A 15142-nucleotide genomic window follows, 5' to 3' on the forward strand; every position below is an offset into this window, starting at 1 on the left:
GGCTGTTACAATATGGAGTTGGAAGCGGGTAAGGAATATTTTAAAGAGATGCTGGATAAAGCGGGTACCTTATATAAGGATGAATCTTATCGAAAGCTTGCCGTTCTAGTAATTGAATCTGCTAAAAATAGATATATGGACAGCGACATGAAGAAAGAATTGAAGCAGCTGTTGACGCAAATAGCAGCAGATGATAATAGCAGTTGGTTTGAGCCACTCGTTATTATTATGGACAAGCTGTTTGATGATCCTTATGCAGCCGTATTCCGTTATATTGTTAACTATTGCGTGGAGTATCCGCACAGCAATGGTTATTTGCGTCGTCCATTCCGCACGTCAAATTTAGAAATACATACAGAAAGAGTGATGGAGAAATGCATCTCACTCTTTTATATGCAGGCGGCGAAATTCAATGTAAAAGATTATTTAACAAAAGTGGATTATTCTTCTCTTTCGAATTACAACCATCTTATGCTTGCCGCAGCAGATATGATTGCCTATGAGATCGACAGAGGCAACGAAGAAACATTTGAATATTTAAGAGAAATTATATATGGGGACAATAACACCGCACTGCTTTCCCGTTCTATGATTTCCGGTATATTTTTGAGCCACAGTAAGCGGGCTTATCATATGATAGGCGAGCTTCTTGTTGCTGCCCGACTGCAAGAAGGCCTCAGACAAAGTATTGTCGAGCAAATGGACTCGGGTACGATTGAGGCTATGATATTTATGCTGAAAATTGTGGAGGACAATAATTTAATCCGCTTTAGTTCAGTTGTTCGTGCGCTGGACGTGTGGACAGGCATGAATTTGGAGGCTGCTAATGCGCGTGTAGCGAAGCAATGTCTAAGCTATGCAACCCAGTCTCTTAGTAATAAGGCACTATGTGAGCAGTGGCTGCAAAGCAGCAACGTAAATGAAGTATTTATGGCTTTGTGGGCGACAGCTGTTCATGAGGAAGATGATTTGAAAGACAAGATCGCGTATTTAATGGCAAGTCAAGAAACGTACCGTAAAGTGGTTGCCCAGTATGTTCTTGCACAGAGCACCAATACAGCGATGCGTTTTGCCATTGCTAGAAATTGGCTTGATGAGACAGATTTTGAACTACAGTATTGGCTTCTTGATAATTATGCCTATGGATACAGCTATGAATGGCATATGGATCGAGACAATACGTTGACCTATACAAGTACGCCTTTGCTTGAAGAGAAATCGGAGCGACAAAGTCATTTCCTGAAATTTTCCACGATGCTGTCCGGGATGAATGAAAAGGAAATTACGAGAAACTCCCGTGTATTTGATTGGAGAAGTTATACGCTACGTGCCGATGATATAGTAAGTAAAATGCTTTATCTTATTGCTTACGATATGGACAATGAAATGATTGCTGAAATGATAGCTATTAAAGATACATTGAGCCCTAGCATGCGGGGCGAGCTGTTAAAGTATTTCCTTCCCGATCTAAAAAATAGAGCACAGCGAGGCTTTTTGTTTGCAAGCCTTTCAGATAAAAGTACAAGCAATCGTGAAATCGCGATTAGTAAAGCTGCCAAGCTTCAACTTAATGAGGAGGAGCTGTCCTCCATTTCCGCTCTTCTAAAGCTTAAGAAGGGAGCGCTTCGCCAAGGTGCCATTGAGCTCCTTCTTAATCAGCCAGCGTCCAGTCTTAAGGCTGTAACAAAGGAACTGCTGCAAAGTAGGGTGGAGCTGCAGCGTCTGGCTGCGTTGGAATTGCTGACTGAGTTGAAGGAAGACGAGCAGCACGCAAAGCTGTTTGCGGAGCTACAGGATCAGGTAGAAGTCCTTACTGAGCCAACGGATAAGGAACGGCTATTACTAGCGAAGCTGAAGCAAGAGACCACCTATTCTTTAACAAATGGTTTCGGCTTGTACAACCTTCCGGAGAAAGTGGATCGGCTTTTGCAAATAGAACCATTGTCGTTGTCAGCGTTGGATGAAGTTAAGCAATATTTTACGTTGCCGGTGGACAAAATGCAGCGTTTTCTGGAAGGGTTATCTGAGCTTGTGCACGAGTATCGGGAGCATGAGTATGAAATTCAAGATTATTATGAGGCTAAACAGTCTGTACTACTCGGGACAAGGCTGTCCACCACTAGCTGGCGCTATGATCCCGAAGATCCAACACCCGTATTGGATCGGTACCCCCTTGCTGAAGTATGGAGAAGTTATTTGGATTCGAGCGGCTTTGGCCCGCTTGAGCTAATGCAGCTGGAGTTTTATCGTCTGGCCAATTTCTTGCATCGCTGCTGCACGGGAGAATTGAACAGCTGGGAAATGTACAGGTCCAACGTTAAGGTGATAGAGAACTGGGGCAAGGAACTGATTGAAGCCATTTATCCAATGAATAAGGTGGCGGAAATGCAAGCGATTTATAAGCAATTGAATTATGAGAATCAGGTCAATGAAATTATTGGCGCTTATATTTCAGATAGTGATAAGCGGGAGCGTTTTGACAAGTCGAATCATGCGCTGCGTTTAATTATTAGCTGCTTTCCGTATGACAAAGAGGATGAATACCAAGGCATTTTAAATGCATTGACGAGTTTCTGGCGAAGCTGGCAAAAGTCTGAATTGCATAGCGATGATGCATTCAAAACGTATTTTGAAGTTTATTACTGGTTATTTGCGCTTCAGGAATACGATGGTTATTTGCTTGGAATTGAGGATTTTGCAAGGGCGTACAGCTTGGAAATACTGACCGAACATGAACTTATTCGATTATTAATGTCCAGACCAAGAAGCGATAATTATATTAGGGAAATGACTAGCCCGAAAAATCATGTTTTAGACTCATATCCAGCAATTGAAGCTATTAAAAATCGGATTATCGAGCGGATTTTGGAAATTGAACTTAATCGCGGTGATCTTCCGACAGATGTCACCAAGCTCGCAACAAGCATTTCACATATTCAGGGGACTTCTTATTTCCTTCGTATTTTGACAGGATTGGATAAAGAATCATTCGTTCGGGGCTACATTTATAGCTATGGCAAAGATACGACGAAGAAAGAATCGTTCAGCCAAATGCTTAAAGTATGCCACCCTGCTGCGGGGGAAAACGAGGAGACATTGAAAGAGCTGCTTAAAGGTAGCAAAATAAGCGAGGTCAGACTGCTTGAAGCAGCGATGTATGCACCGCAATGGGTTGATATTATAGCAAAATATTTGGGCTGGGATGGTCTGCGAAGTGCAGCCTGGTATTTTCACGCTCATATTAATGAGACGTTTTCAGGGGAGAAAGAAACGATTGTAGCACATTATTCTCCGATTTTGCCGGAGGACTTCAACGATGGCGCATTCGATGTGAACTGGTTCCATTCGGCCTATAAAGAACTGGGAGAGACACGGTTTGATCAACTCTATCAGTCTGCAAAATACATTTCGGCTGGTTCCAATCACAGACGCTCTCAATTATTTGCCGATGCGGTTCTGGGCAAGCTTAAGATTGCAGATTTGAAAAAATCAGTAGCAGATAAGCGCAATAAAGATCATTTGCTGTGCTATAGCCTAGTTCCATTGGAGCAAGACAAGCAGCGTGATGTACTGGAGCGTTATGAATTTATTCAGCAATTTCTTAAAGAAAGCAAAACATTCGGAGCCCAGCGCCGAGCTACAGAGTCAAAAACAAGCTCTATTGCATTGGATAATTTAGCCCGAAATGCAGGGTATACAGATGTTGTTCGTTTAACCTGGGATATGGAAGGGCGGAAAATAGACGAGCTTCTGCATTACTTTGATCCAGTCGCTTTGGACGAGGATGTGACGGTACAGCTTATTATTGATGAAGAAGGAAAAGCAGAAATCCGTTTGCTCCGCAAAGACAAGGAGCTTAAGTCGGTTCCGGCCGCTTTTAAAAAGCATGAATACATGGAGACGTTAAAACAAATTAAATCGGAGCTTTCCGATCAATACAAGCGGGCGCGCAAGGAGCTTGAACGCTCCATGGAAACAGGAAGTCTCTTCACTAAGGAAGAGATTAACAAGCTCGCGAAAAATCCGGTTATTGCACCTTTAATTAGAACATTGGTATTTGGTGCCAATGGGAAGCTCGGTTATTTTGAAAATGGGGCGCTGCTGGGAGCAGATGAGGGGTCATATGAAGTTGGCGAAGGCGAGGAGCTGTTTATTGCCCATCCTCTGCATTTGCTAAATAGCGGGCAGTGGAGTTTGTACCAGAAGGATATGTTTGATAGGCAGTTGAAGCAGCCGTTCAAACAAGTATTCAGGGAGCTGTATATACCGAATGCTGATGAACTGGCTAGTGGTGCGATATCCCGCAGATATGATGGACACCAGGTACAGCCTCGTAAAACCGTTAGCTTGCTGAAAAGCCGTTTATGGACGGTAAGCTATGAGGAGGGGCTGCAGAAGGTTTATTACAAGGAAAATATCATTGCGAGCATTTATGCGCTTGCTGATTGGTTCTCGCCATCGGATGTCGAATGCCCGACGATCGAGACCGTCCGTTTCTTTGACCGCCATACGTATAAACCGATTGATATTGAAAATGTGCCGCCGCTCGTCTTCTCTGAAGTGATGCGTGATGTGGATTTAGTCGTCAGTGTGGCGCATGTGGGCGGAGTAGATCCTGAGGCCAGTCTAACAACGATTGAAATTCGCCAAGCTATCGTTCGTGAATCGTTGCGCTTGCTCAAAATTGACAATGTAAGATTGGAAGGCAATCATGCTTTAATTGCAGGTCAATTAGGTGAATACAGCGTTCATCTGGGCAGCGGTATCGTATATAAACAGGCTTCTGGTGCCATTGCCATTATTCCGGTTCATTCCCAGCATCGCGGCAAGCTGTTTCTGCCGTTTATAGATGAAGATCCAAAGACAGCAGAGATTTTATCCAAAATTGTTCTGCTTGCACAAGATACAAAAATTAAAGATCCGCAAATTCTTGAGCAGATTAAACGGTAAAAAAATCAGGCATTTTATAAAGGAAAAAGAGGAGCAGATTTTAAAATTCTGCTCCTCTTTTTTAAAAAAGTGGATTTACCTATTAGGACTAAAAAATAGCAGCTTATTGTTTAGCAACAAGCAGAACCCGGCTGATCGATTGCTCGCTAAGCTTGGATGCTGTTTTGCCATTGCTGCTCAGTTGGAATAACTGCCCGTAGCCAGCATCCTTAGAGTCGTCATTGATGTAGTAAATGCCATCAACGTCTTCACTAAGCTGCATATAGTCCCAGTTCAATCCAGGTATTTTTTGAACCGACAAATCCGAGTTCAGCAAATAGCTGGCATTGTCACCGAAAAAGATTGTAGAAGCGATTTTTCCGCCTGACATAATGTTGTATACGGAATGAAGCTTAGAAATGTTAAGATTTTTTTTGCTGGTAACTTTATTGTTTTTTATCGTGGCAACATAACCTTTGTCTGCTGAATCAATAAAAGCCACTTTGTCTGTGCCTACATTTGCAATATCATAGACGCCTGTGCTGTGCAGGGAGAAGGTTTTGCCGCTTGTGTTCAAGAGGTAGCCTTTACCGGTGTTATAGTTGAAATGCCCTTCGGAATCAAGGCGAATGCCTTTGTTGAAGAGGTAGTACGTATTTGTTGCCCAAATACCGGAATATGCAGCATTTGCATCAATTGGAGCATTTAAGTTAAGGGCTTTAGCTGCGCCGCCTTTTTTAGGAACGCTATAAAGCACGATGCAATCAAGCGAATACATTTGTTCTTCCGGCTTGGTATTGACAATAATATTGACGGAATTAGCAGTTGTTTGGATATGGTGATCCTGCTCAATCGCACCCGCTGCAATGTATTGCACTTGTCCTGCGCCTGTAACTGCTTTGGAGGCTACCCATGTGGAACGACCATTACGCACGGTATTGTAATAGATTTTTCCATCAATGATTTTGAATTCTTCAAAGTCTGTATCAGCTTTATCAGCGATTTGTTTTGCTTCCGATACAGCAGCAGCATTAGCAGGAACAGAATAGATTTTCCCAGCGCTTGTCATGTAGTAAAGCGTTCCATTTACAATGGAATAGTGCAGCACATCGTTATAAAATACTTCATCTTCGGTTGCTGTGCCGTCGATCGGCAAACGCAGCAGCGTAGTTGATCCGCTGTAGGACAAATAATACAAATAGTTGCCACCGCGATTCAGTGCAGTACCAGGAACGTCAAAATCCTCCATTATGAGAGCGGCACCAGTGCCATCTGTTTTAATACGGAACAGGTCTTGGTCAGATGTGTAATAAACATAACCGCTGGCGTTTGCTGCTGCCTCGGCTGTCGGTACTGTTACTGTGCCGAAGCTAGTAAACAGCAGGGTGAGAATAAAAAGCATGCAAACATTCTTTTTTGTAAAAAGGTGAAGCTTATTCATTACTTAATCTTCCTTTCTAGTGCTGTGGGATAGTATTTGCTGTAAACAACTCTCTTTTAGTGAAAAAAAGGAAGCTGCTTGAATACTTATCGGTTTATAGGGCGAAAAACATTATACTAATAATATAATTATTTATACAAATTTTATTGAATAAACATGGGAGATGCTGGTGCGAGTTGTGTTATTTGGCGGTTGATGAGGCAAGATTAGCGAGAAACTGCAGGACAGCAGCACTTAATTGTTCAAGTCCTGGCTGTTCAATCGGAAAATGTCCGGCTCCTTCCAGCAACACCAGCTTTTTCGGACAAGCCAATCTATTATAGAAGCTTTCACTAAAAGCATACGGGGTCATGGGATCGGCTTCTGGGTGAACCAGCAGTACAGGACAGGAATTAAAGTTTTCTGGCTGCACTTCCGGTGTCATGTTCAGAAAAGTTCTTAGCAATTTAAGAGGCACACGGGTTGCTGCTGCACGGGGATCCTCCATAATAAGCTGGGCTAATTCAGGATGGTTGGCTATTAGATTCATGCGCGATACTTTGGAAACAGGCAGCCGAAATGAATCTAGTAAAATTGGGCATGCATCCATTAGCCATTTGCCATACACCGCTACATATTTATTAGGGGCAAGCTGGAGGCGCATAGCAGCGTCACTAGTATCTACGAAGGTTGTAGCAATTAGACCTTGCACATATGGACTACGGGCAGCAACATGATAGGCGAGCATGCCCCCAATGCTGGCGCCGAGCAGTACGATAGGTTTGCCATCACGTTTATATTCGCTTTCAACTAAATCAACTAAAAGCTGAATCCAGTCTTCATAACGAATCGATTTGGAGGGAGGGCTTAATTGGCTGAGCCCATAGGGAGGAAGGTCCGGTGCAAGCATTTCATAGCCGTACTTTTGCAGCATCTTGCCATAAGGGGCGAATAAACGGCCATTGCCTCCAGCGCCATGCACGAGTACAATTTTGAGCGGACTTTCGGGTGCGAGCAAACGATCTAAGTGAATTTCACCATTATTCCATTGCCACCATTCTTCAGTAGGCAGGTTGTTTTCTTTTAGCTGTATTTCTGCAGGGAAAAATCGTTGATAGCTCTCCCAGTAGCTGCTGTTATTATTGTAATTCCTTTGATTGTTCATCGTTGATCGCTCCTATTCTGCTATCTATTATGAATGGATGAATTCATAAATAGCAATGCAGGCTTATAGGTCGAAACGGCCAATTTTCGTAATCCGATGCCATTTTATTTCGGAGGCGACGACAGCAAGCAGCACGAGCGCTGCTCCGACATAGCCCTGCGGCGGCAAAATTTCATGTGCAAACCAAAAGCCTACGGCTGCCGCAAACACAGGCTCCAAGGCGAAAATAAGCCCCGTTCGCGTTGGTGTCGTGTATTTTTGGGCAATGGGCTGAATAATGAAGCCAAAGCCGCTGCATAAAAGGCTTAGCGCAAGCACAGCGCCCCAACTGGCAGGCGTTTGCGGCAAAGTCGGGGTCTCAAACAGCAGCATGCCGATTAAGCCAAAACCGCCCGCAAAGCCTAGCTGTAAAATGCCCAGATTCAGCGTGTTTGAAGCTTTCGCCGCCGAGTTCGTTAATATAATATAAAGGGCATAAAAAGCAGCTGACAGCATGCAAAGGATATCTCCACCCCCGATGCTGAATGGCAGTTTTAGCGTCAGCAGCGCGATGCCGGTAAGGGCCAGCACAACACTGAGCCGCATGGATGGAGCAAGCTTCTGCTTGAACAGCAGAACCGACAGCAGCGGAACGAAGATGACGGTCATGCTAACGAGGAAGCCGGCATTAGACGTCGTAGTCGTCTTAAGTCCGAACATGATGCAGGCAAAAACGGCGAATAGCAGGAAGCCGAGCATCGCACTATATTTAATCGTGCGCCAATCTACCTTGCGCAGCGATTTCCAGAAGAGAAGAGACGTCAGCAGAAAGGCGAGTCCGAAGCGCAGGGCAATTAAATTAAATGCAGCAATGGATTCAAGCCCTATTTTCATAAATAAGTAAGAACAGCCCCAAAATACGGTTGCGAGCACGATGAGTAATTCGGCGTTTCTAGATTTCATGAGATTTATCTTCTCCGACTTTAATAGAATAGGCTTATGGGCCGAAACCTAGTATACTGGGGTTTGATATATAAGTATAACGAGGATTTCTTATTTTAAGCATGAGAAATGCTCATGTAAATAGAGGAGACGCAGGATGAGCATTAATAAATATGAAATATTCGTACAGGTTGCGCGGCTTGGCAGTTTAACGAAGGCGGCGGAAACGCTCGGTTTTACCCAATCGGGCGTTAGCCACGCGATCAACAGCTTGGAGAGTGAAATCGGCTTTAGGCTGCTGCAGCGCAGCCGTGCGGGCATTCAATTGACAGCGGAAGGCGAGCGGCTGCTGCAGCCGATGCGCGAGGTGCTGCAAGCCAATGTTCGATTACAAGAAGAGATCGCTGCAATCAGGGGGCTGGAGGCTGGTACGATTCGTATCGGCACGTTCACAAGCGTATCCGTCCACTGGCTGCCGCGGATGGTGAAAGCTTTCCTGAACGATTATCCGCAAATTGAATTTAAGCTGATGGAGGGAGATTATCAGGAGGTTGAGGAATGGCTGGAGGAGGGGCAAATCGACTGCGGTTTCTTCTCTTTGCCCACGAGTGACAAGCTGGAGGTGTTCCCACTAAAAGAAGATCGGATGCTGTGCATATTGCCCCAGGATCATCCGATGTGCGGAGCCGCTTTTTTTCCGCTTGCACGGCTTGCAGAGGAACCCTTCATTATTCCTAAAGCGGGCTCGGATCATGACGTTCGGCGTGTGCTTAAGAAGGCGGCGATTACGCCAAACGTCAGATTTGAGGCGGGTGATGATGCGGCTATTATTGCCATGGTTGAACAGGGACTGGGCATTAGCATATTGCCCGAGCTCGTAATTGAAGGGCGCAAGCATCATGTCCACGTCATGGAGCTGGAAGAACCAAGCTTTCGGTCGCTTGGCATCGCCGTCCATTCTATGAAGTTTTGCTCGCCTGCTACGAGGCGATTCCTTGCCCATGTACAATCATGGCTGGACAAGCAGCAGCTATTGCAGGCCATTAACGCATAACTAAGGTGTGGAATCCATTAGCGCTGTGAAGTCTATCAAAAATTCAATTACAGGGTAAGATATTGGATAGGTGCAAGATTGATAAGATTGGCACAAAGTGGAATACTGGTACATAAGGAGCGTGAAGCAGATGGCAAAAAACCATGAGCAGATGGCGAATAAAAAGGTTGTTTTGAGCAGCATCAATCCAAAGGATAAAGGTTCCTTTAACCATAAGGAAGAGGTGGAGAAGGAAGCGCTGAAGCTGAAGGAGGAATTGGAGCAGCTTCAGGAGAAGCTCGCGGCTGCGAAGGAGCAGGCGGTGCTGTTCGTCATTCAAGGGATGGATTGCAGCGGGAAGGATGGCGTAACGAAGCATGTGTTTGCCGGGCTGAACCCGCAGGGCGTGTCCGCTCACAGCTTCAAGGCGCCGACGGATGTGGAGAAGCGGCATGATTTTATTTGGCGGGCGCACAACAACGTGCCGGAGCTGGGCCAAATCGCGATTTTCAACCGTTCTTATTATGAGGATGTTTTGATTACAAGGGTACATGGTGCAGTGTCCGACCAAGAGGCAAAGCGGCGCTTTAAGCATATTAACCATTTTGAGTCGCTGCTTGCGGATAGCGGGGTTAAGGTTGTCAAAATCTTTTTGCACATTTCCAAGGAGTTTCAGCTGGAGAAGCTGAAAAGCCGAATCGAGGATTCTTCGAAAAATTGGAAGTTTGACCCGTCGGACCTCCAGGAGCGGAAATACTGGGAACAATATCAGGGCTATTACGAGCAGCTGTTTGAAAAATGCAGCAAGCACGCGCCTTGGCATATCGTACCATCCGACCATCGCTGGTACCGCAATTATGCCGTGCTGCGCATTGCTGTGGACGCCTTGAGAAGCATGGAGCTACAGGACCCACCAGCGAATCCGGAGCTGAAAGCTTTTCTGAAGGAAATCAAGGAGCAGGAGCGGTCATAACGGATGCGTTTATAACGGATGCGTTTTTAATGAATGCGTTCCTAATGAATTACGAAACGAAAATAACCGGCCATGCATCGCAAATCACAACGCGGTACATGGCCAGTTATTTTTTTACAAGCCGAATCAATCGCTAGCTAAAGAAAAAATCCAAATATTGCTGTCCATGCTCGCGTCCTATAATCGCCGGGGCAAGCTCCATTGCGCGTTCAATAAACTCGCTCTTTACTTCGGAATCCTCGTCTGTAGCATCGAGCTCAAATTCCTCTTCCTCGACCTTCATCAATGCAGTGGTCATGGCGAAAAAGTCGGACAGTGAGGCAGCGATTTGCGAATGCCGCTTCTGAATGCTGCCGTATACCGGCCCTTGCGGATCGGCCGAATCAACGATAAGCGCATCGCCATTGTAATCGGCGAAGACGATCCAACCATCCGGCCATTTCGGATCAGGAGCGAGTCCGGAAGCCGTCATAATCCAGCGCCAGCCCTGCTGCGCCCGTTCCAGCTCCGGCAAACGGAAAAATTGCACGGCCAGAACACCGCCAATCATCGGATGCTCCTGCAATTCTATACAGCTGTAAAAGGTTCGCAGCGCTTCTCCAAGTGGAAGCGGCTCCTGAACGGGCAGCGGCTCATCATGATAATAAACCTCGCCAAGGTCAATGTCATGCCTTCCAAATACGGAAGCGAATTGCTGTAGTTGCGTCATTAATGTACGGTTTACGCTCATGTAGCGTTCCCCCTCGTCGTCCATTTTTCCAAAATATCAATTAAATCTTCCTTTAATAAATCTACACGGTAGCTCAGCTTTTTCTTGCGCAGCTTCTCTTCCAGCAGGTCCACAATAACGAGCAGATCCGCTTTAAACAGCTGCTGCTGCTCCTGTAAAGGCAGCTCTCCCTCCGCTCTCGTAAAATGCCTGGTCACCTCTAGTTTAAGCTCGCCCTTGCGGGAAGCCAGCTTGCCGACAGCGAATTTCGGCTTTATGTAATACCCTTGCTCGAACCCGTCCGGAACATCGTTTTGCTCGTGAAAATATTCATACTGCAGCGTACGCTCGGCATCATCATGATGGCTAAAGAAGCAATAAATACCGATGTAGCTAAAAGAATCGCCGTAAAGCTGCTGACGCATATGTTCATCCAGTGCGCTCCGCAGCTCGCTCAGGCTGTTTATGAAAGGCTTGGCTGACAGCTGATAGTTGCCGGAGCGGACGAGGCGCAGCGGATTTTTCGGCAGCAGATTGCGCTGGGAAGCAAAGGCGGCAATGCCATAATCGTTGTTGTCGCTGCCTTCATGGATGACGAAGCTGTCTTGCCGCTTGCTCCAGCCTTTGCAGGAGCCTTCGATCTGCTTGAAGGTGCGGGTGCGCAGCTCGGTGTAGAAGGAGCCGTTGATCCATTTTTCCGCAACTGCCTCTACGGGTGTCAAAGAAGCTCCCCAGCCAGTAATAGCAAGCGCCTCGCATACACGTACAAGCTCATTCCACTGCTTGATGTTGGCATAATGAAAAAGCCGATGATATTCGGCAATGAGCAGCTCGCGAAGCTCGTCCATAACCGGAGCCGCTTGAATGACTTCGTTCAGCTGCTCTAGCGTTTCTGTTTCAAAGATGGATCTAAGCATCGTAAATTCCCCCTGTAAAAAAAATAGTAATCAGAGGCACCAGGTTATCTCTTATTATGCCATACCATTCCTTGAATTTCCTGTTTAACGGATGTATGAAAAAACCTTCGAGGTCCGCAAGCAGCACAAGCGGAGTCGAAGGTTCATCTGTGCTGATATCAGCAAATTGAAATCAGTAAACGGAAATCAGCATACCGAAATTAGGTCGTAGCTTTCTGGAGCAGCGCTACTTCCAGCTCATAGTTGCAGCGCTCGATCGGCTCGTTGTTGATTAGGCGAATTAAATAGTTCATAGCGGTGCTGCCGAGCGTATAAATTTGCTGGGAAACGGTGGTCAGCTCAGGATATACCATATCCATTCGAACACCGTCGAAGCCAATTAGCTTCACTTGGGAGGGGACGGATACGCCGAGCTCATGCAGCGCCTTAAGCGCTCCCGCGGCCATAAGGTCATTGCCGGCGAATACGCCGTCCACATCGGGATGCTGGCGAAAAATATTTTTCATTGCCTCGTAGCCTCCTGCAACGCTGAAGTGGCCGAATGCGGTTAGGCTAGGCGTAAACCACGGCAGGTCAGAGCACATTTCCTCATAAGCGAGCGTCCGCTCACGTGCAGAATGCACATGCGATGGCCCGCATATATGGGCGATTTTGCCGCAGCCAGCGTCCAGCAAATGCTGTACGGCGAGTTGTCCGCCATAGCGGTTAGCTGCTGTAATCGTAACAATTGGATGGTCAGGAAAGCTTTTATCAATGACGACGATCGGAATCGACCGTTTTTGCAAGGCAATAATCTGCTCGGGTGAAATCGTATAAGAGGAAACGATAATGCCATCAATTTGTTTATTGATTAACGCTTCAATATACCTTTTTTCCTTGTCGGGATTATTGTCTGTATTGCAAAGGACGAGCGTATAGCCTTGGGATGCGGCTGCATCCTCAGCAGCACGGGCAATTTCCGGGAAAAAAGGGTTCAAAATGTCGGGTACCATTAAGGCGACTGCAGCTGTTTTTTTGCCCGCAAGGCTTCTGGCAATCGTATTAGGCTTGTAGTTGAGCTTCTCGGCAGCGGCTTGAATGGCGGCTTCCGCTTCCTTGCTTACATATCCGCTTTTATTGTACAGCCGAGAGACAGTGGCAACCGATACGCCAGCCAGCTTGCTGACATCTCTGATCGTGGTCATAGGGGCTAGATCCTTTCAATAGTGAGCTTTAGTGTGATGCTTGCTGGATGAAAGCTTCGACATCCTTGCGGAGCGGCATTCCGCTTTGGGCACCTAGCTTGGTGACGGATAGTGCGCTTGCGGCAACCGCGAACTGGACAGCTTCCTCTAGAGCGGCTCCTTCGCTTAGCTTCACAGCCAATGCACCGTTAAACGTATCGCCTGCACCAGTCGTATCTACAACTTCGACCTTATGTCCCGTTACATGTCCTTGCGTCCCATCCGCCGATTTGTAATAAGCGCCGTTGCTGCCTGCTGTCATTACGATTGGATGCGGATACTGCTCCAGTAAAGATTCCGGCGTAGTCTGGCGCTCTAAACCTGTCACAATAGCCAGCTCAGATTCATTTGGCGTAATGAGATGCAGCTGGGCTAGCAATTCCTCCGCCAATCTCACAGCAGGCGCCGGGTTCAAAATAACCGGTACGCCGAGTGAATGCGCGAGCTTAATGGAAGCTTCGACCGTTTCAAGCGGGATTTCATGCTGCAGCATGACCATATCTGAGGCAGCGATGACATCCTTCAGTGCAAGGACATCTTCTGGAAGCAAGCAGTGGTTTGCTCCTGGAATAACGATAATGCGATTGTCTCCTTCGGTGACGGTAATGGCAGCGATGCCGGTAGCTTGATGAGGAACCGTTTTCACATATTGCATATCGATCCCCTCAGCTCCAAGCGCGTCCCTTAGCTGCTGCGCCATCGTATCCTCGCCGACACAGCCGATCATTGTAACTGCAGCGCCAAGTCTTGCGCAGGCGACTGCCTGATTAGCACCTTTTCCGCCTGTAAAGCTGGAAAAAGCGTTGCCAATCAACGTCTCCCCTTGATTCGGCATCACATCCGTTTCTGTAACCATATCAATATTCAAACTGCCAATAACGGTAATTTTTGCTTGAGACATAGGAACACCTCTTGTTTTTGATTATGTGATGTGTAATCGGTTACACATGGTTGCTTCTCATTTTAAATAGCCCGTGTGCCATTGTCAACTATCAAACCTTACGATGAAGCTAGTTCTATTGGCATAGCTGAGGCAAATAATCAGTCGGCAGACTGATATTATCGGGTTATAGCCGTATGATACAATTGTGAAATCATGTTTTTTGAGTTCCGGGGCATAATGGCCTTGGCTGGGAGGTGCTTTTATGGGGAATGCAGGACTTACATATAAGCTGATCACGGATCATGGGGAATTTAAGAAAGAAGAGATTAATATGTCGGTTATCACGGATATCATATATGGATTTGAACCGGATTATGAGGATTTTATCGTGCTTGAGCCGAGCTTGCCGCTGGAAAACAGCATCTATTTGCAGGCTGCAACCGAAGGGAAAGGCATGAGCGGCTTCGTTGTGGAAATCCGGTTCGTGTATGCCGATGATTCGTTCAAACACTATGATTACAAAACGACGGATAAAGGCGAGATTGTTCGAATGTTTCTTGAATATTGGGGAGCACAGAAGCTGCCTGACCACTCGCAATGGAATGATATTTCAAGCATGTTCACGTAATTGTTACATAAGCTTAAGCGGAGGAGTAACATGCAGTACAAGCGTTTTATTCTTTTTTTAATCGTCATAATGGCCTTGCTTATTTTACTCGTTAATACGAGCTTGTTTCAGGAAAATGCGGCTAAGGCAGCTTCCCATTACTATGTTCGCTCTCATTACGCGAGCAGCGAGTTTACTTTTATAAAAATTGTTTATGATACTGGCCATGGTAATTACACGGTTACATATAAGGACAATACGGAGCAGCAGTTTAGCTTTACGATGGCTCCGCGCTATTTTCCTGTTTTTGTGCGTTATGATCCGCTGGAGAGTCGCCTCTAAATAACAAAAGTTCCGACCCC

Annotated in this window: 12 protein-coding genes; 5 read left to right on the top strand and 7 right to left on the bottom strand. The window is 46.1% G+C overall.

The features are described 5' to 3' along the window. Positions 1 to 12: 12 nt before the first annotated feature. On the top strand, positions 13 to 4950 hold the full coding sequence (locus AC50Y5_RS26750) for a DUF4132 domain-containing protein (protein WP_494864249.1): 4938 nt from the start codon (positions 13 to 15) through the stop codon (positions 4948 to 4950). Between the two features lie 103 nt (positions 4951 to 5053). Here AC50Y5_RS26750 and AC50Y5_RS26755 read toward each other — a convergent pair whose 3' ends face one another. From AC50Y5_RS26755 to AC50Y5_RS26765, 3 genes are all read right to left on the bottom strand, one after another. Continuing rightward, entirely contained in the window at positions 5054 to 6370 is a 1317-nt protein-coding gene (locus AC50Y5_RS26755; protein WP_056043875.1) for a DUF5050 domain-containing protein, read from the bottom strand. Positions 6371 to 6551: 181 nt separating this feature from the next. After that, positions 6552 to 7514: an alpha/beta hydrolase gene (locus tag AC50Y5_RS26760; RefSeq protein WP_056043878.1), complete on the bottom strand. Its 963-nt coding sequence runs from the start codon at positions 7512 to 7514 to the stop codon at positions 6552 to 6554. 63 nt (positions 7515 to 7577) lie between these two features. Continuing rightward, positions 7578 to 8456, bottom strand: coding sequence for a DMT family transporter (locus tag AC50Y5_RS26765; RefSeq protein ID WP_056043880.1), 879 nt, complete (start codon positions 8454 to 8456; stop codon positions 7578 to 7580). 136 nt (positions 8457 to 8592) lie between these two features. Between AC50Y5_RS26765 and AC50Y5_RS26770 the strand changes: the two genes are divergently transcribed. Continuing rightward, positions 8593 to 9489, top strand: coding sequence for a LysR family transcriptional regulator (locus tag AC50Y5_RS26770; protein WP_494864250.1), 897 nt, complete (start codon positions 8593 to 8595; stop codon positions 9487 to 9489). A 130-nt stretch (positions 9490 to 9619) separates the two neighbouring features. Beyond that, a complete protein-coding gene (locus tag AC50Y5_RS26775; RefSeq protein WP_056043884.1) occupies positions 9620 to 10441 on the top strand; it encodes a PPK2 family polyphosphate kinase in 822 nt (273 codons plus the stop codon). A gap of 133 nt (positions 10442 to 10574) precedes the next feature. On the opposite strand, the gene AC50Y5_RS26780 is transcribed toward AC50Y5_RS26775, so the two are convergent. From AC50Y5_RS26780 to rbsK, 4 genes are all read right to left on the bottom strand, one after another. After that, positions 10575 to 11171 (bottom strand): SMI1/KNR4 family protein, encoded by a 597-nt coding sequence (locus tag AC50Y5_RS26780; protein WP_494864251.1) that lies wholly within the window; start codon positions 11169 to 11171, stop codon positions 10575 to 10577. Next, positions 11168 to 12067 carry a hypothetical protein gene (locus AC50Y5_RS26785; RefSeq protein ID WP_056043890.1) on the bottom strand — a complete coding sequence of 300 codons (900 nt, stop codon included), beginning with the start codon at positions 12065 to 12067 and terminating at the stop codon, positions 11168 to 11170. The genes AC50Y5_RS26780 and AC50Y5_RS26785 overlap by 4 nt, the downstream gene beginning before the upstream one ends. Before the next feature lie 200 nt (positions 12068 to 12267). Beyond that, on the bottom strand, positions 12268 to 13251 hold the full coding sequence (locus tag AC50Y5_RS26790; protein ID WP_494864252.1) for a LacI family DNA-binding transcriptional regulator: 984 nt from the start codon (positions 13249 to 13251) through the stop codon (positions 12268 to 12270). 28 nt (positions 13252 to 13279) lie between these two features. After that, positions 13280 to 14191, bottom strand: a complete 912-nt coding sequence (rbsK, locus tag AC50Y5_RS26795; protein WP_494864253.1) for a ribokinase — start codon at positions 14189 to 14191, stop codon at positions 13280 to 13282. Between the two features lie 244 nt (positions 14192 to 14435). On the opposite strand from rbsK, the gene AC50Y5_RS26800 reads away from it, so the two are divergent. Then, positions 14436 to 14801, top strand: coding sequence for a hypothetical protein (locus AC50Y5_RS26800; protein ID WP_494864254.1), 366 nt, complete (start codon positions 14436 to 14438; stop codon positions 14799 to 14801). Positions 14802 to 14831: 30 nt separating this feature from the next. Continuing rightward, positions 14832 to 15122 (top strand): hypothetical protein, encoded by a 291-nt coding sequence (locus tag AC50Y5_RS26805; RefSeq protein WP_494864255.1) that lies wholly within the window; start codon positions 14832 to 14834, stop codon positions 15120 to 15122. Positions 15123 to 15142: the final 20 nt, after the last annotated feature.

This window comes from Paenibacillus sp. JT22N7 (assembly GCF_059383875.1).